The organism is Cupriavidus sp. 22TCCZM01-5 (assembly GCF_057798915.1).
In genome coordinates this window covers 107,826-124,149 of sequence record NZ_JBYOJR010000015.1, presented here as the reverse complement: position 1 = coordinate 124,149, position 16,324 = coordinate 107,826, and the positions used below count along the sequence as shown (strand labels likewise).

At 67.6% G+C, this 16,324-nt stretch carries 14 protein-coding genes; 6 read left to right on the top strand and 8 right to left on the bottom strand.

What is annotated here, in order from left to right:
• The first annotated feature begins 15 nt into the window (after positions 1–15).
• From AC3FNH_RS16225 to AC3FNH_RS16210, 4 genes are read left to right on the top strand one after another with little or no spacing between them, the layout of a single operon-like run.
• Positions 16–1,584, top strand: coding sequence for an acyl CoA:acetate/3-ketoacid CoA transferase (locus AC3FNH_RS16225; RefSeq protein WP_488720760.1), 1,569 nt, complete (start codon positions 16–18; stop codon positions 1,582–1,584).
• Between the two features lie 26 nt (positions 1,585–1,610).
• Entirely contained in the window at positions 1,611–2,741 is a 1,131-nt protein-coding gene (locus AC3FNH_RS16220) for an iron-containing alcohol dehydrogenase (protein ID WP_488720759.1), read from the top strand.
• A gap of 11 nt (positions 2,742–2,752) precedes the next feature.
• Positions 2,753–3,895: an acyl-CoA dehydrogenase family protein gene (locus AC3FNH_RS16215; RefSeq protein ID WP_488720758.1), complete on the top strand. Its 1,143-nt coding sequence runs from the start codon at positions 2,753–2,755 to the stop codon at positions 3,893–3,895.
• 28 nt (positions 3,896–3,923) lie between these two features.
• Positions 3,924–5,579, top strand: coding sequence for an acyl-CoA synthetase (locus AC3FNH_RS16210; protein ID WP_488720757.1), 1,656 nt, complete (start codon positions 3,924–3,926; stop codon positions 5,577–5,579).
• A 114-nt stretch (positions 5,580–5,693) separates the two neighbouring features.
• On the opposite strand, the gene AC3FNH_RS16205 is transcribed toward AC3FNH_RS16210, so the two are convergent.
• The gene (locus AC3FNH_RS16205; protein WP_488720756.1) at positions 5,694–6,068 is read right to left on the bottom strand and encodes a helix-turn-helix domain-containing protein; all 375 of its coding nucleotides are present in this window, start codon (positions 6,066–6,068) and stop codon (positions 5,694–5,696) included.
• A 292-nt stretch (positions 6,069–6,360) separates the two neighbouring features.
• On the opposite strand from AC3FNH_RS16205, the gene AC3FNH_RS16200 reads away from it, so the two are divergent.
• Together AC3FNH_RS16200 and AC3FNH_RS16195 are read left to right on the top strand one after the other, a co-directional pair.
• The gene (locus AC3FNH_RS16200) at positions 6,361–7,305 is read left to right on the top strand and encodes a histone deacetylase family protein (protein ID WP_488720755.1); all 945 of its coding nucleotides are present in this window, start codon (positions 6,361–6,363) and stop codon (positions 7,303–7,305) included.
• 107 nt (positions 7,306–7,412) lie between these two features.
• Positions 7,413–7,934 carry a DsbA family protein gene (locus AC3FNH_RS16195; RefSeq protein ID WP_488720754.1) on the top strand — a complete coding sequence of 174 codons (522 nt, stop codon included), beginning with the start codon at positions 7,413–7,415 and terminating at the stop codon, positions 7,932–7,934.
• A gap of 15 nt (positions 7,935–7,949) precedes the next feature.
• On the opposite strand, the gene AC3FNH_RS16190 is transcribed toward AC3FNH_RS16195, so the two are convergent.
• The 7 genes from AC3FNH_RS16190 to gabD form a co-directional block, all read right to left on the bottom strand.
• Positions 7,950–9,449: an aldehyde dehydrogenase gene (locus AC3FNH_RS16190; RefSeq protein WP_488720753.1), complete on the bottom strand. Its 1,500-nt coding sequence runs from the start codon at positions 9,447–9,449 to the stop codon at positions 7,950–7,952.
• Positions 9,446–10,348, bottom strand: a complete 903-nt coding sequence (locus AC3FNH_RS16185) for a DMT family transporter (RefSeq protein ID WP_488720752.1) — start codon at positions 10,346–10,348, stop codon at positions 9,446–9,448. Before AC3FNH_RS16185 ends, AC3FNH_RS16190 begins: the two co-directional genes overlap by 4 nt.
• Complete coding sequence (locus tag AC3FNH_RS16180; protein ID WP_276101739.1) at positions 10,345–11,592, bottom strand: Zn-dependent hydrolase; 1,248 nt, start codon at positions 11,590–11,592, stop codon at positions 10,345–10,347. Before AC3FNH_RS16180 ends, AC3FNH_RS16185 begins: the two co-directional genes overlap by 4 nt.
• 36 nt (positions 11,593–11,628) lie before the next feature.
• Complete coding sequence (locus AC3FNH_RS16175; protein ID WP_488720751.1) at positions 11,629–12,702, bottom strand: histone deacetylase family protein; 1,074 nt, start codon at positions 12,700–12,702, stop codon at positions 11,629–11,631.
• 65 nt (positions 12,703–12,767) lie between these two features.
• Positions 12,768–14,489, bottom strand: coding sequence for a thiamine pyrophosphate-binding protein (locus AC3FNH_RS16170; protein WP_488720750.1), 1,722 nt, complete (start codon positions 14,487–14,489; stop codon positions 12,768–12,770).
• On the bottom strand, positions 14,486–14,824 hold the full coding sequence (locus tag AC3FNH_RS16165; RefSeq protein WP_488720749.1) for a cupin domain-containing protein: 339 nt from the start codon (positions 14,822–14,824) through the stop codon (positions 14,486–14,488). Before AC3FNH_RS16165 ends, AC3FNH_RS16170 begins: the two co-directional genes overlap by 4 nt.
• Complete coding sequence (gabD, locus tag AC3FNH_RS16160; RefSeq protein WP_488720748.1) at positions 14,821–16,278, bottom strand: NADP-dependent succinate-semialdehyde dehydrogenase; 1,458 nt, start codon at positions 16,276–16,278, stop codon at positions 14,821–14,823. The genes AC3FNH_RS16165 and gabD overlap by 4 nt, the downstream gene beginning before the upstream one ends.
• Positions 16,279–16,324: the final 46 nt, after the last annotated feature.

Genomic DNA, 16,324 nt, shown 5'->3' with positions numbered 1-16,324 from the left:
AAGGTGAGAGATCGCATGAGCAAGATCTGTACTGCGGCGCAGGCCGTTTCGGATATCCGGCCCGGTCAGAGCGTGGGCAGCGTCGGCGTGATCGGCTGGCTGACGCCGGACGCGTTGTTCCAGGCGCTGGCGCAACGCTTCCACGAGACTGGGTCGCCTCGTGACCTGACCTTCTTCTTCCCGGTCAGTGTCGGCGACGGCATGGGCATCCGCGGCATGGATCACGTGGCCGTCGAAGGGCTGATGAAGCGGATCGTGTCGGGCAACTTTACCAATGCGGTGAATCCGGCCACCGGCAAGCGCCCCGAGTTCATGCGCCTGATCCGCGAGAATCGGGTGGAAGCCTACTGCTGGCCGATCGGCGCCACCATGCACTGGCTGCGCGAAGTCGCCCGGCGCAGCCCAGGCTACCTGACGCGCATCGGCCTCGGCTCCTACATCGACCCGCGCCAGCAGGGCGGCAAGTACACGGCGCGCGCCACCGACGACCTGGTGCGGGTGCAGGAGCTGGGCGGCAAGGAATACCTGTTCTATCCGAGCTGGCCGCTCGACGTGGCGTTCTTGCGTGCCACCAGCGCCGACGAGCACGGCAACCTGAGCTTCGAGGACGAGCCGATCACGTCGTGCGCGCTGGCCATGGCGCTGGCGGTGAAGGCGTCAGGCGGCACCGTGATCGCACAGGTGCGCAAGCTGGTGCCGCGCCACGCCCGGCCGGCGCACGCGGTGCGGATTCCCGGCGTGCTGGTGGATCGCGTCGTGGTGGAACCCGACGCCATGATGACCACCGACATCCGGTACGACGATGCCTATCTCGGCGGCCAGCTTTTCGACGGCCGCGCCTCGGACCGCCTGACGCCCGGCGCCGACAAGGTGATCGCCCGGCGGGCGGCCCGGGAAATCAGACCCGGCGAGGTCAGCATCTTCGGCTTCGGTGCTTCGTCCGACGTGCCCACGGTGATGATGGAAGACGGCCTGTTCGCCGACGGCGGCCTGCGTCGCTACAGCTTCACCACCGAGCACGGCCCCTTCGGCGGCGTCGTGATGAGCGGCTGGCAATTTTCCGCCAACAAGTATCCGGAGGCCTTGATCGATGGCCCCTCGCAGTTCGACTTCATCGACGGCGGCAACTGCCCGATGGCGGCGCTGGCCTTTGCCCAGTTCGACCGGGACGGAAACATCAACGTCAGCCGCTTCGGCGCGGCCAATCCGGGGCCGGGCGGCTTCATCGACATCGCCTACAACGCGCGCAAGCTGCTGTTCACCGGCACCTTCACCACCGGCGGCCTCGCCGCCGCCACCACCGACGGCTTCCTGTCGGTCGGGCGCGAGGGGAGCGTGCGCAAGTTCGTCGAGCGCGTGGACGAGATCACCTATCCACTGGGGCGCAACGTGGCCGAGCGCGGCCAGGAGGCCAAGGTCATCACCGAGCGCGCAGTTTTCTCAGTGGCGGCAGACGGACTGGTACTGGAGGAGGTTGCGCCCGGTATAGACGTCAGGTCCCAGGTACTAGACCTGATGGCCTTCCCGCCGGCGCGCGTGGCGGAGCCGCTTCCGCGCATGGACCCGACGCTGTTCCGCGCCTGACGCATCGACATATCTACGAGGAAAACATGGCTGTCATCAACTACCTGACTACCGTCCACATCGATTTCGGCGCCATCCGGATGCTGGGGGCCGAGCTGCAGCGCCTGGGCATCCAGCGACCGCTGATCGTCACCGACCGCGGCATCCGCGCCGCCGGCATCGCCGACAAGGTGCTCGACGCCTTGGGCCCGGATTGCTCTCCCACCGTCTTCGAGGACACCCCACCCAACCCGACGGAAGCCGCTGTGTCCGCCGCGACCGGCCTTTACCTGGGCAACGGCTGCGACGGCATCGTGGCCGTGGGCGGCGGGTCGCCCATCGACCTGGGCAAGGCCACCGCGCTGCTGGCGACCCATCCGGCACCGCTGCAGACCTACGCTGCGGTGGAGGGCGGCGCGAGCCGGATCACCAGCCGGGTCGCCCCGCTGGTGGCAATCCCGACAACTGCGGGTACCGGCAGCGAAGTGGGCCGGGGCGCGGTCATCGTCATGGAGTCCGGCCGCAAGCTCGGCCTGCTTAGTCCGTTCCTGCTGCCGAAGCTCGCCATCTGCGACCCCGAACTGACGCTCGGCCTGCCGCCGGCCCTGACCGCCGCAACCGGCATGGACGCCATCGCCCACTGCATCGAGACCTTCCTGGCGCCGGCCATCAACCCGCCCGCCGAAGCGATCGCCCTGGACGGCCTGCGCCGCGGCATAGCCAATATCGGCAAGGCCACCGCCGACGGCTGCGACCGCGACGCGCGCTGGAACATGATGATGGCCGCCATGGAAGGCGCGCTGGCCTTCCAGAAGGGGCTGGGCGCGGTGCATGCCCTGTCGCACCCGCTGGGCGCGGTGCCCGGCGTCTCGTTGCACCACGGCACGCTGAATGCCGTGCTGCTGCCGGCCGTGCTGCGCTTTAACAAGCCGGCGACCCAAGCCAAGCAGGCCGCGCTTGTCCAGGCCATGGGCCTGCCCGCCGGCGGGGACCCGGCTCAGGCCATCAGCGAACTCAACGCCCGTCTCGGGTTGCCGGCTGGTCTCGGCGCCATGGGCGTGCCGCGTGAGGCGTTGGAGGACATCGCGGTCGCCGCCACGAAGGACCACTGCCACGCCACCAATCCCCGCACTGCCACGGTCGATGACTACCTGGCGATGCTGCAGGAATCGTATTGAGGAGAAAGACGATGTCATACATCGCGGAACACCACGAGATTATCCGGCAGGCGGTGCGCCGCTTCGCCGAGGAAGAAATCGCACCGGTCGCCCACCGGTTGTGGGAAGAGGAGAGTTTTCCCTACGAGGTCTGGCGCCGGGCCGGCGAACTGGGCTATATCGGGCTGCCGTACCCCGAAGCCTGGGGAGGCAGCGGCGGCGACTGGCTTGGCTTCGCCATTGCACTGGAAGAGATCGCCCGCGTCGATTGCGCCGTGGCGGTGGCCATCATGGCCAATTCGACGGCGGCCAGCCTGCTCAACAACTACGGCACCGATGGCCAGAAGGCGCGCTTCCTGCGGCCGATCCTGGCGGGCACGCAGGTCGGCTGCATCGGCCTGACAGAGCCGAACGCCGGCTCCGACGCCGCCAATATCCAGACCCGCGCCGTGCTGAAGGATGGCCGCTGGGTCATCAATGGCGCCAAGACCTTCATCAGCAACTCGGGTTCCGAGATCACCGGTCCGATCGTCATTGCGGCGGTGACGGGAATCCGGCCCGACGGCCGCAAGGACATTTCGAACTTCATCGTGCCGAACGGCACGTCCGGCTTCAGCCATGGCAAGAAGCTGCACAAGATCGGCTGGCGCGGATCGACCACATTCGAGTTGTTCTTCGAGGACTGCACCATTTCTGCCGAGCACCTGCTCGGCGAGCTCGGGGCCGGCCTCAGGCAGACCCTGTCACAGGTGAGCACCGGCCGCATCCTGATCGGAACGCTGGGCCTGGGCATCCTGCAGGGCTCGCTGGAACGCTCCGTCCGCTACATGAGCGAGCGTACAGCGTTCGGCAAGACGCTCGACCAGTTCCAGTCGCTGCAGTTCAAGCTGGCCGACATGGCGACCCACGCGCACGCTGCCCGCCTGATGCTCTACGACGCCGCGGTGGCCAAAGACGAGGGCCTGCCCTACGATCGGCAGGCCTCGATGGCAAAGCTCTTCGCAACCGAGAAGGCCATGGAGGCGGCCCACCAGGCCGTGCAGATCCACGGCGGCAACGGGATCATGACGGAGTACGCGGTATCGCGCGCGTTCGGGGATGCCAAGGTGCTCGAGATCGTTGAGGGGACCTCCGAGATCCAGCGGATGATCATCTCCCGCGACGTAATGCGCTGACGCACGGCTGCAGCCAGTGAGGCAATCCATGGAACACGTCGAACACAGCGCGGATGGGCTGGAGCGCAGCCCGGTCAACTTCGTGCCCCTGACGCCGATCTCCTTCCTGCGAAGGACGGCCGAGGTCTACCCTGAGCGTACAGCCATCGTCTACGGCGAGCGCCGCACGAGCTGGCGGGCAATGCTCGACCGCAGCCGCCGCCTCGCGTCGGCGCTGGTGGCCGCCGGCGTCAGGACTGGCGATACGGTGGCCGTGATGGCCGCCAACACGCCGGAGATGCTGGAGATGCATTTCGGCGTGCCCATGAGCGGCGCCATGCTGAACACGCTGAACGTGCGTCTGGATGCGGCCGCCATTGCCTTCATGCTCAGGCACGCGGATGCAAAGGTGCTGGTCACCGACACGGAGTACGCTGACGTAGTCGAAGCCGCACTGGAACTGCTCGACGACAAGCCACTGGTGATTGACATCATCGATCCCGCCGTCGAAGGGGGCCGCAGGCTGGCGGAGATCGAATACGAGGGCTTCCTGGCCGAGGGCGATCCGCACTGGGAGGGCGGCGAGCCCGCCGACGAATGGCAGGCCATCGCCCTCAACTATACCTCCGGCACCACGGGCAACCCAAAGGGCGTGGTCTACCACCATCGCGGCGCCTATCTGGCTGCGCTGTCGAACATGCTCGACTGGGGCATGCCCCGGCACGCCGTCTTCCTGTGGACGCTGCCGCTGTTCCACTGCAATGGCTGGTGCTTCGCCTGGACGCTGGCGGCCAACGCCGGTACCAGCGTCTGCCTGCGGCGGGTGGATGCTGCCGCCGTGCTCGATGCGATTCGCGAGCACCAGGTCACTCACTACTGCGGGGCGCCGATCGTGCATGCGATGCTCGCCCACGCACCTGAACCGTGGAAGGCGGGCATCGACCATCCGGTCCACGGACTCATCGGCGGCGCGCCGCCGCCGATGCCGGTGATCGAAGGCCTGCTGCGCATGGGGATCAGGATCACCCAGATCTACGGGCTGACCGAGGTCTACGGCCCCGCTGCGGTTTGCGTGGAGCAGCCCGAATGGGACGACCTCGGCATCGGTGCGCTGGCGGAACGGAAAGGACGGCAGGGCGTCCGCTACACTGCGCAGGAAGGCATGGCCGTGCTACATCCCGAAACCCTTGTGCCGGTGCCGTGGGACGGGAAGACCATCGGCGAAGTTATGTTCCGCGGCAACATGACGATGAAGGGCTACCTGAAGAACCCGGAGGCCACGGCGGAGGCCTTTGCCGGCGGCTGGTTCCACTCGGGTGACCTCGCAGTCGTCTGCCCGGATGGCTATGTACAGATCCGGGACCGTTCCAAGGACGTCATCATTTCCGGCGGAGAGAATATCAACTCGCTGGAGGTGGAGGAGGTGCTCTACCGGCACCCCGCGGTGCGCGTGGCAGCCGTCGTCGCCCAGCCGGACGAGCGTTGGGGGGAGACGCCATGCGCCTTTGTCGAAATCGTCGATGGCGCCAGGGTCGGCGAGCGCGAACTGATCGAACATTGCCGCGCCCACTTGGCGCACTTCAAGGCGCCGAAGAAGGTGGTCATCGGCCGCCTTCCCAGGACGTCGACCGGCAAGATCCAGAAGTTCCTCCTCAGGCAACGAGCAAGCTCCGGCGCTCCCTCGCCCGGCCACGTACCGGCGTGACGTCCCCCGTGAATGTGTTTTGGTGGCCCGCCGAGCCTGCTCTTCATATTCGGGATATCCGCAGCTGGTCGAGTAAAGCTAGTTGCAGCCAATCAGCATGAAGACCTCATACAATCAAACCGACTGTCCACCATTCGAGCGGTACATGTTAGGAGTGCAGCCCTTCTCTCGACCAAACGCCCGCTGAAAGGCGTCCACTGACCGAAAGCCACTCTCCGAGGCGATCTTCTCCTGCGGCCAATCCGTTTGCAGAAGTAGCGTCGTGGCCCGTTCCAATCGTGCCCGCGTGACAAAGGCTGCAGGGGTGCTGCCGGTCTCGGCCGCAAATGCCCTGGCCAGATTGCGCGGGCTCATGAGGATCCGCTGCGCCATCGCCTCGACCGAAAGATCGCCTGACAGATTGTTCATGATCCAGGTCACCCGCACGCGCGGCGTTGCGCCCGCCTGTGCCGCCAACGTGCGACTCTCCTGCGATTCGGTGCTGCCCACCCATTCGCCGACCCTCGAGTGTGGGAGTGACAGATTCGCAATGAACGCCACCGCTCGACGGGACCATCGATCAAAAAGTTAAATACCACGCACAAAAGCACGGCCGTGCCGAATTTTGAATTGGCTGGCGGGCGCTGCGGCTTTTCCAAATCGGCTGGACAGTTGGTGTTCGTGCCTCGGCGACACCAAATTCTACTGATATATTACATATCTGATGGAATTGCCGTGACATGGATGTAGGCCACCGGTGTGCGATTCAGGCGTCACCGGTTGAAACCGAGTACAGCCGAACATGACAACTACGCTTATTTATACCCACGCCGCGTGCCTCGAACACCGACCCGGGCCGCACCATCCGGAGTCGCCCGAACGCCTGAGAGCCGTCGTGCAGGCGTTGCGAACGCCCGAGTTCGCTTCTCTGGAATGGCGTGATGCGCCAATGGGCACCGTCGAGCAGTTGCAATTGATCCACCATTCCTACTACATCGACGAGATCGCGCAAAGCGCCCCCACCGAGGGATACGTGCCGCTGGATGCGGGCGATACGGTCATGTCGCCGGGCTCGTGGGAAGCCGTCATGCGCTGCGTCGGCGCTGCTTGCGCGGGTGTCGATGCGGTGATGGACGGCCAGGCGCGCAACGTGTTCTGCGCGACGCGGCCGTGCGGCCATCACGCTGAACCGGCGAAGGCGATGGGCTTTTGCATTTTCAACCAGGCGGCGATCGCGGCAGCCTACGCCTATGAGGTCCACAAACTCGAGCGCGTCGCTGTGGTCGATTTCGATGTGCATCACGGCAACGGAACCCAGGCAGCATTCTTCGACCGCCCGGAGCTGTTCTATGCATCCAGCCACCAGTCGCCCTTCTATCCCGGTACCGGAGCCCGGTCCGAGACAGGGGTGAACCACAATATCGTCAACGTTCCGTTGCCTCGCGGCTGTGAGCCGGCGCAGTTCCGTGCCGCGATTTCCGCCCTCGTGCTTCCCTCGCTAAGGGCGTTCGCCCCCGAAATCCTCATTGTCTCCGCGGGATTCGACGCGCACCGTCTGGATCCCCTCGCTGGCATGAACCTGGAGGACAGCGACTTCCATTGGATCACCAAGGAACTGATGCAGATTGCCGACGAGACCTGCGACGGCCGCATCGTATCGATCCTGGAAGGAGGCTATAGCCTTGACGCATTGGCCACCAGTGCGATGGCTCATGTCAGCGCTCTGATGCAGCCCGATGCCAAGTGAGCAGACACAGGTAATCGCCCAATTCCCAACCCCGCTTCTCCTCCTACACCCCGTCTGCGCCTAAACTGAAACTCCCCGGGCCGCCCGCCCACGCACCGGAGCGCCTTATGCCAGACGTCGCCATCACCCCCGCCGATCACGCGATCGGCCCCGACACCGCCAGGGTCACCGTCGTCGAGTACGGCGATTTCGAATGCGAATACTGCCGCATCGCCTACGGCGCCATGAAGATTCTGATGGAGCACTATGGCCCGCAGGTGCGTTTCGTCTACCGCCACTATCCAATGTCGCACTGGCACCCGTCGGCCGAAGCCGCCGCCGAATGCGCGGAAGCGGCCGGCGCGCAGCAGAAGTTCTGGCAGATGTACCGCCTGCTGCACGAGAAGCCGGACGGCCTCAAGGCTGACGCGTTGCGCCACTACGCCGGCATGCTTGGCATGGACCTGGACCGCTATGACCAGGACATGTCCGCGCATGCGCACCTGCCGCACATCCGCGACGACATGCGCGGCGCCACGCAATGGCAGGTGCGCGGCACGCCGTCGTTCTTCGTCAATGGCGTGGTGCAGGACGTGACCTTCGGCATGGAACGGCTGCAGCGGGCCATTGATACGGCGCTGACCCGCTGAGCGGGCCGGACGTCCTCACGCCAGGCTGATCCAGGTGGTCTTGAGGTCGGTGTACTTGTCCAGCGCGTGCAGCGACTTATCGCGCCCGGACCCCGACTGCTTGACGCCGCCGAACGGCACGGTGACGTCGCCGTCCAAATAGCAGTTGACCCACACCAGCCCGGCCCGAAGCCGGCGCGACACCCGGTGGGCCCGCGCCAGGTTCGCGGTCCATAGGCCCGATCCCAGGCCATACGGCGAATCGTTGGCCATGCGCACGACTTCGTCCTCGGTATCGAACACGGTCACGGCCAGCACCGGGCCAAAGATTTCCTCGCGCACGATGGCAAGCGACTGGCTCGGGCATTCGAAGATGGTCGGCTGCAGAAAGAAGCCGCCGGTATCCGTGCGCACGCGCTCGCCGCCCAGACGCAGCCTCGCGCCCTCCCGCTGCCCGCCTTCCACATACGACATCACGCGGTCGAGCTGGCGCGCGTCGACGATGGCACCCATGGCGGAGGCCGGGTCGAGCGGGTCGCCCGGCTGCATGGCCCTGGCGCAGGCCTCCAGCTTCGCCATGAAGCACTCGTACACCGCACGCTGCACGTAAAGCCGCGACCCGGCAATGCAGATCTCGCCCTGGTTGTTGAAGATACCGATGGCGGCCGCCTGCGCGGCGCGGTCGAGGTCCGGGCAGTCGTCGAAGACGATATGCGGCGACTTGCCGCCGCACTCAAGCCAGACGCGCTTGAGATTGGACTGGCCCGAGTACTCCATGAAGCGCTTGCCGGTGGCCGTGGAGCCGGTGAACGCAATGCAGTCCACGTCGGGATGCAGGCCGAGTGCCTGTCCGGCTTGCGCGCCCAGTCCCGGGACCACGTTGAACACGCCCGCGGGAATGCCCGCTTGCGCGGCCAACTCTGCCAGGCGCAGCGCGGTCAGCGGCGCTTGTTCGGCCGGCTTGAGGATGACGCTGTTGCCTGCGGCCAGCGCCGGAGCAACCTTCCAGCTTGCCATCAGCAGCGGATAGTTCCACGGCACCACCGCGGCCACCACGCCCAGCGGTTCGCGCGTGATGGTGGCCAGCACGCTGCTGCCAGTGGGAGCGATCTCGTCGTAGATCTTGTCGATTGCTTCCGCATACCAGGCGTAGGTACGCGCCGCCTCCGGGATGTCATAGGCCAGCGTGTCACCGATGGGCTTGCCCATGTCCAGCGTTTCGAGCAGCGCGAGTTCCTCCTGGTGCGCCTCGATCAGCGCGGCCAGGCGCAGCAGCACGGCCTTGCGCTCGCGCGGGGCCAGCCCGGCCCAGACCCCCTGCTCGAAGGCGCGGCGCGCCGCCGCCACCGCGCGGCCCACGTCTTCCGGTCCGCACGCGGCCACGCTGGCCAGCACGCGGCCGGTTGCCGGGTTGATGGTATCGAAGGTGGCGCCGTCGGCGGCGTCGGTCCATGCGCCGCCGATATAGGCGCGGCTTTGCGGACGCACCGCTGCCGCGCGGGCTTGCCAGTAAGACAGGTCGCGTATCTCGCTCATCGGATTCCTCGTTTGGTTGACATGGCGGCAGGCGCGGGCAGCGTCTGCGTCAGGCCCGCCACGACGATCAGGGCAATGCCGCCCAGCGCCAGTGCGTCGGGCCAGCGGCCAAACCACAGCGCGCTATAGAGCAGCGCCAGCAGCAAGTGGAAGTAATTCAGCGGCGCCAGGCGCGAAGCGGGGGCGCGCTGCAGCGCCAGGATCAGCAATACCTGCGCCGCCGCGCTCATCAACCCCATGGCCAGGATGGCCAGCCAGTCGGCCATGTCGGGCCAGACCGGCGGCGGGAAGAACGGTGCCGGCACGCCGGTGGCCACCATGCAGATCAGCGCGGCAACGCCGTACTGCACGCGCGCGTCCACCTGCCCCGCCATGCGCCGCGTCAGCAGTTGCAGCATGGCGTAGGCCAGTGTGGCGGCCAGCATCAGCACGGTGCCGAGCCATGACACCGCACCGCCGGGCCGCACGATCAGCAGCATGCCGCTGAAGCCGGCCGCCACCGCCAGCCACTGGCGTGAGCCGACTTTCTCTCCCAGCATCCATGGCGACAGGCCGACCACCATCAGTGGCGCCATGAAGTAGATGGCGGTGGCTTCGGCCAGCGGCATCCACAGCAGCGCGGTCATGAAGCAGGTGCCGACCACAGCCAGCATCAGCCCGCGCACCACCAGCAGGCCCCGGTGCGGGGTGTCCCAGAAGCGCAGCCTGCCCGAGCCGGCAAGCATGGCGCCCGCGACGGCCAGCGTGGCGGCGTAACGCACCGCATTGAGAAACGGCGCCGGATAGCGCCCGACCAGATGCTTGGCGGTGGCGTCCACGGTAGCGAACAGCGTCACCACGCACAGGAATAGCAGGCCGCCGCGCCACCAGCCGGGCGCCCCCCGGGCCGCGGGACTCATGCGCCGGCCTGCGCCACCATCGCGCCCAGCAGCACGTTGGCCCCGGCTTCCAGATGCTCGGGCCGGGCATCCTCCACTTCGTTGTGGCTGATGCCGTCCTTGCATGGGACGAAAATCATGGCGGTCGGTGTCACGCTGGCCATGTAGACGGCGTCGTGACCCGCGCCCGTGACGATGTCCTGGTGGCTGTAACCGCGCGCCACGGCCTCGCGCCGCACATGGTCGACGAGTTCCGGTGCGAACGGCGTCGGCGCAAAGTACTGCACGTCGTCGACCCTCACGTCGAGGCGGGCACCCGTGGTCTTGCCCTGCGCCAGCGCCTGGCAGGCGGCACGGAACCTGGCATCCATCTCGGCAAGCTTGCCGGCGTCCTCGTGGCGCAGGTCGACCGTGAACTTCACCGCGCCCGGAATCACGTTGCGCGAGCCCGGGTGGACATTGACCACGCCCACCGTGCCGCGCCCGTGCGGCGCGAAATCGTTGGCGATGCGCACCACCTCCTGCATCACGTGGGTGGCGCCATACAACGCGTCGCGGCGCATCGGCATGGGCGTCGGGCCGGCGTGGGCTTCCATGCCGGTCACGGTCACGTCATACCAGCGCAGCCCAAGCGAGCCGGTCACCACGCCGATCACGTTGCCGGCGCCTTCCAGCACGGGGCCCTGTTCGATATGCGCTTCGAAATACGCGCCGACCGGGCGCCCGCCTGCTTCCACGCTGCCGGCATAGCCAATGGCCTGCAGCTCGTCCGCCACGCGCTTGCCGTCTGCGTCCGTCGCTGCCAATGCCGTTTCCAGCGGGAAAATGCCGGCGAACACACCCGAGCCCATCATCACCGGCACAAAGCGCGTGCCTTCCTCATTGGTCCAGATGGCGAGTTCGAGCGGGGCCTCCGTGGTCACGCCGTGGTCATTGAGCGTGCGCATGACTTCGAGCCCCGCCAGCACGCCAAAGCAGCCATCGAACTTGCCGCCGGTTGGCTGGGTATCGATATGGCTGCCGGTCATCACCGGCGGCAACGCAGGGTTGCGTCCGGCGCGGCGGCCGAAGATATTGCCGACGCGGTCCACCGTGACGGTCAGGCCGGCCTCGCGCATCCAGCCGCACACGAGGTCGCGGCCCTGCCCGTCGAGCACGGTCAGCGCCAGCCGCGCATTGCCGCCCTTCGGCGTGGCGCCGATCCGCGCCAGGTCCATCAGCGACTGCCACAGGCGCTTGCCATCGATAGCGATCTTGCTGGTCATTGCTGTTCTCCAGTATTCCAAAAAGCTGCCGCCGGCTTACGCCGTGGCCGGCGCGAAGCCCGCCAGGAAAGCGTCAAGACCGCGCCCGATCGCCTCGACCTCGTAGCCGCCCTCCTGCACGACGACCGTGGGCAGGCCCAGCGCGTGGATGCGCTCGCCGATGCCGCGGTAACCGTCCATGCTCACCTTCAGCACGCTGATGGGGTCGTTCTCGTAGGTGTCGAAGCCCAGCGCCAGGACCACCGCCTGCGGACGGTAGTCGCGCAGCGCGTCGAGCGCGCCGTCCAGCGCCGCCAGGAACGCGTCGTCGCCGCTGCCATGCGGCAACGGGAAATTGAGGTTGTAGCCATACCCCGCGCCATAGCCGCGTTCGGTGGCATAGCCCGTGTAGAAAGGGTAATAGCCGGCCGGATCGGCATGCAGCGAGATCGTCATCACGTCGCAGCGGTGATAGAAGATCTGCTGCGTGCCGTCGCCGTGGTGCGCGTCGACGTCCAGCACCGCCACCTTGCCGAAGCGGTTCAGCAGCGTCTGCGCCGCGATGGCCGAGTTGTTGACGTAGCAGAAACCCGCAGCGCGGTCGCTGTGGGCGTGGTGGCCGGACGGACGGCACAGTGCATAGGCCATGCCCGCCCCGTCCTGCCGCTCGCATACATGGCGCGCGGCAGCCACCGCGCTGTGCGCGCCGCGCAGGATCGCGCGCCAGCTGTCCGGCCCGAGCGGACAACTGAGGTCGCCCAGGTAGTAGCCGGCCTGCGCGATGACCGAATCGGTCGGACACACGGGCCTGCGCGGTTCGCCCACCTTGCCGTTGTGGTATGGGGAAAGATTGGGCAGCACCTCGATGCCAGGCTCGAAGCCCGGACGTGCCAGTTCCTGCCAGCGCGCATACGCGCCGGCGAGGAAATCCAGGTAGCCCGGACTGTGCACCGCCTCGAGCGGCGCGCGCCCGCAATCGGGCGGCTCGGCCAGCCCGATGCCGCGCGCGGCCAGCGCGTGCTGCAGCGCCGCCGCGCGGGCCGGCACGTCGGTCGGCTTGCACAGCCGGCCCGCGCGCATGAACTGGCGGGGTTCATGCAGCAACTGTTCATCCGAGAAGAAGGCACGCATGGTCTTGGTATGGTGGTAGAGGGAAGCCCGGCTTATCCGGCACTCATCCGGCACTCATCCGGCGCTCATCCGGCAGCCTGACGCGCCAGCGCCGCGGCGCGGATGCCCGACAGCGTCATGCCCGGCGCAATGCCGTCCGGGTCGTAGCGCAGTTCGAGCAGCGCCGGCATGCTGTGCGTGGCCGCGAAGTCGAGCGCGCGGTCCAGCGCGGGGCCGAATTCGGCGTCGCTGGCCACCACCTCGCCATAACCGCGGTACGCGCGCGCCAGTTCCGCGAATTCCGGGTTCTCGAAGCCCAGCGCAATGGTGCGGCCCGGGAACTCGCGCTCCTGGTGCGCGCGGATGGTGCCCCAGATGCCGTTGTTGAACACCAGCACCACGATGCCAAGGCGGTATTGCATGGCCACGCCCAGCTCCTGCAGGTTCATCTGGAAGCAACCGTCGCCGGCGTAGCAGACCACGGTGCGTTGCGGATGCTCGAGCTTGGCCGAGATGGCCGCCGGCAGGCCGTAGCCCATCGAGCCCACGGTCGGCGCCAGGCTGGTGCCAAGGCCCTTGTAGCGGTAATAGGTATGCGGGAAGACGGCGTAGTTGCCGGCGCCGACGGTGATGCAGGCATCCTCGGGCAGGCGTTCGCGCACATGGCAGGCGGCCTGGTTCAGGTTCAGTGGCCCGGGCGCGGCCTGCGCCGTCTGGCTGTCGAGGTAATCGCGGCGCGCGCGTTCCACCAGCGCCGCGCGGTGGTGAGCCCGCGCCGGGCGCAGTCCATCCACGGCGGCCGCGAACGAGACCACGTCCGCGACGACCGGCAGCTCCGCGCGGAACACCCGGCCCAGTTCCTCGGGGTCCGGATAGACGTGCACCAGCCGCTGGCGCGGCAGCGGGCTTTCCACCACGGTATAGCCTTCGGTGGTGGCCTCGCCCATGCGGGTGCCCACGGCAATCAGCAGGTCGGACTCGCGGATGCGCGCGCGCAGCGCTTCGCCCATGCCCCAGCCGACGTGGCCGGCGTAGTTGGGATGGTGGTTGTCGAAGCACTCCAGGCGGCGCCACGCCAGCCCCACCGGCAGGCCGAAACGTTCGGCAAAGCCCTCCATCTGGCGCTGCGCTTGCGCAGTCCAGCCGGAGCCGCCGATCATCAGGAACGGGCGCTCGGCCTGTTCCAGCAGGCCCGCCAGCGACGCCAGCGCCTGCGGCGTCGGGGCGGCGTGGCTGCGCACGTAGCGCGGCATGTCGGGCACGGTGGCCTTGCCCCACAGCGTGTCCTCGGGCAACGCCAGCACCACCGGGCCCGGACGGCCGCTGGTGGCGACCGCGAACGCACGTGCGATGAACTCGGGAATGCGGTCGGTACGGTCGATCTGCGCGACCCACTTGGCCATCTGGCCGAACATGCGGCGGTAGTCGATTTCCTGGAACGCCTCGCGTTCGTAGAAATCGTTGCCCACCTGCCCCACGAACAGGATCATCGGCGTCGAGTCCTGGAACGCGGTATGCACGGCGATGCTGGCATTGGTGGCGCCCGGGCCGCGCGTGACGAAGCACACGCCGGGCTCGCCGGTCAGCTTGCCGTGGGCCTCGGCCATGTAGCCGGCACCGCTTTCCTGGCGGCAGACGATCGGTGTGATGGCGTCCTGGTGGTCATACAGCGCGTCGATGCACGGCAAGTAGCTTTCGCCCGGAACCAGGAACACGCGCCGCACGCCCTGGATGCGCAGCTGCTCGACCAGGATCTGCCCGCCATTACGCTCGCGCAGGGCGGGATTGGCTTGACTCGTGGCGCTCATTGGCAACTTCCTCCGCCCGCGGCGCCCGCCGCCGGCTTGATCTCGATCTCCACGAACACGCATTCGCCTTCGTGGGCATTGATGACGTTGTGTTCGACCCCGGCCGCACGGTAGTAGGCCTGCCCGGCGACCAACTGGCTGACCGCCTCGCCAGCCGGCGTCTGCAGGCGCAACGCGCCAGTGGTCATCGGCACCACCACGTAGTCGTAGCCGTGGCGGTGGTGCCCGGTCTGCGCACCGGGCGCGAAGCGCCACTCGGTGACGACGACGCGTTCATTGTCGACCTGCACCGTGCCGACGGCCCTGGGCCGGTCTTGCGCTTGTGTGTCGCTCACCGGTCCACGCCCCCCATGCACAGGTATTTGATCTCCAGGTATTCGTCGAGGCCGTACTTCGAGCCTTCACGGCCCAGGCCCGACTGCTTGACGCCGCCGAACGGCGCCACCTCGTTGGAGATCAGGCCAGTGTTGATGCCGACCATGCCGTATTCGAGCGCCTCGGCCACGCGCCAGACGCGGCCGATGTCGCGGCTGTAGAAGTACGAGGCCAGGCCGAACTCGGTATCGTTGGCCATGGCGATCGCCTCTGCGTCGCTGGAGAAGCGAAACAGCGGCGCCAGCGGGCCGAAGGTCTCCTCGCGAGCCACGCGCATCGCGGGCGTGACGTCGGCCAGCACGGTGGGCTCGAAGAAGGTGCCGCCCAGCGCGTGGCGCTTGCCGCCGCTCAGCAGGCGCGCGCCCTTGCCGAGCGCGTCGGCAATATGCGCCTCGACCTTGGCCACCGCCTCCGCGTTGATCAGCGGGCCCTGCAGCACGCCCGGCTCGACGCCATGGCCGACCTTCAGCCTGGCGACCGCTGCCACCAGTTTCGCGGCGAACGCGTCGTAGACCTTGTCGTGGACGTAGAGCCGGTTGGCGCAGACACAGGTCTGGCCGGCATTACGGTACTTGGAGGCAATGGCGCCCTCCACCGCCGCGTCGAGGTCGGCGTCGTCGAACACGATAAAGGGCGCGTTGCCGCCAAGTTCGAGCGACAGTTTCTTGATGGTGTCGGCGGACTGCCGCATCAGGATGCGACCGACCTCGGTCGAGCCGGTAAAGCTGAGCTTGCGCACCACCGGGTTCGCGGTCAGCTCGCCCCCGATGGCAATGGCGTTGCCGGTGATCACGCTGAACAGGCCCGCGGGCAGGCCGGCGCGCTCGGCCAGCACCGCCAGCGCCAGCGCCGACAGCGGCGTGTCCTCGGCCGGCTTGAGTACCATGGCGCAACCGGCGGCGAGCGCCGGCCCGGCCTTGCGCGTGATCATGGCGAGCGGGAAATTCCACGGCGTGATCGCCGCGCACACGCCTACCGGCTCCCGCACCACCACGAGCCGCTTGTCGCTGGCCGGCGTGGCCAGCACGTCGCCGCTGACGCGCTTGGCTTCCTCCGCGAACCATTCAAGGAAGGACGCGGCATACACGACCTCGCCTTTGGCCTCGGCCAGCGGCTTGCCTTGCTCGGTGGTCATCAGCAGCGCGAGATCGTCGGCATGCGCGAGCATCAGTTCGTACCACGCACGCAGCACGGTGGCGCGCTCGCGCGCCGTCTTGCGGCGCCAGCCGGCCTGAGCGGCCTGTGCGGCGTCAATCGCGCGCCGGGTCTCGGCCGCGCCCATGTCGGGCACGGTACCGACCAGGGCGCCGCTGGCGGGGTCGGTGACGGCAAAGGCGGCGCCGCTGTCGGCGTCCTGCCAGCTGCCGGCGAGATAGGCCTGCGCGCGCAGCAGGCCGGGATCCTTGAGTTGCATGGGTAGCCTCGTCGATGTCGGTGAAATGGGCTATCGGTGAAATGGG

What these genes read in the sequence shown, in the direction of transcription:
- AC3FNH_RS16190 (WP_488720753.1), bottom strand. Translation starts at nt 9,449, where the DNA reads ATGAGCGAGATACGCGACCTGTCTTACTGGCAAGCCCGCGCGGCAGCG.
- AC3FNH_RS16210 (WP_488720757.1), top strand. Translation starts at nt 3,924, where the DNA reads ATGGAACACGTCGAACACAGCGCGGATGGGCTGGAGCGCAGCCCGGTC.
- AC3FNH_RS16170 (WP_488720750.1), bottom strand. Translation starts at nt 14,489, where the DNA reads ATGAGCGCCACGAGTCAAGCCAATCCCGCCCTGCGCGAGCGTAATGGC.
- AC3FNH_RS16215 (WP_488720758.1), top strand. Translation starts at nt 2,753, where the DNA reads ATGTCATACATCGCGGAACACCACGAGATTATCCGGCAGGCGGTGCGC.
- gabD (WP_488720748.1), bottom strand. Translation starts at nt 16,278, where the DNA reads ATGCAACTCAAGGATCCCGGCCTGCTGCGCGCGCAGGCCTATCTCGCC.
- AC3FNH_RS16220 (WP_488720759.1), top strand. Translation starts at nt 1,611, where the DNA reads ATGGCTGTCATCAACTACCTGACTACCGTCCACATCGATTTCGGCGCC.
- AC3FNH_RS16195 (WP_488720754.1), top strand. Translation starts at nt 7,413, where the DNA reads ATGCCAGACGTCGCCATCACCCCCGCCGATCACGCGATCGGCCCCGAC.
- AC3FNH_RS16200 (WP_488720755.1), top strand. Translation starts at nt 6,361, where the DNA reads ATGACAACTACGCTTATTTATACCCACGCCGCGTGCCTCGAACACCGA.
- AC3FNH_RS16180 (WP_276101739.1), bottom strand. Translation starts at nt 11,592, where the DNA reads ATGACCAGCAAGATCGCTATCGATGGCAAGCGCCTGTGGCAGTCGCTG.
- AC3FNH_RS16185 (WP_488720752.1), bottom strand. Translation starts at nt 10,348, where the DNA reads ATGAGTCCCGCGGCCCGGGGGGCGCCCGGCTGGTGGCGCGGCGGCCTG.
- AC3FNH_RS16225 (WP_488720760.1), top strand. Translation starts at nt 16, where the DNA reads ATGAGCAAGATCTGTACTGCGGCGCAGGCCGTTTCGGATATCCGGCCC.
- AC3FNH_RS16175 (WP_488720751.1), bottom strand. Translation starts at nt 12,702, where the DNA reads ATGCGTGCCTTCTTCTCGGATGAACAGTTGCTGCATGAACCCCGCCAG.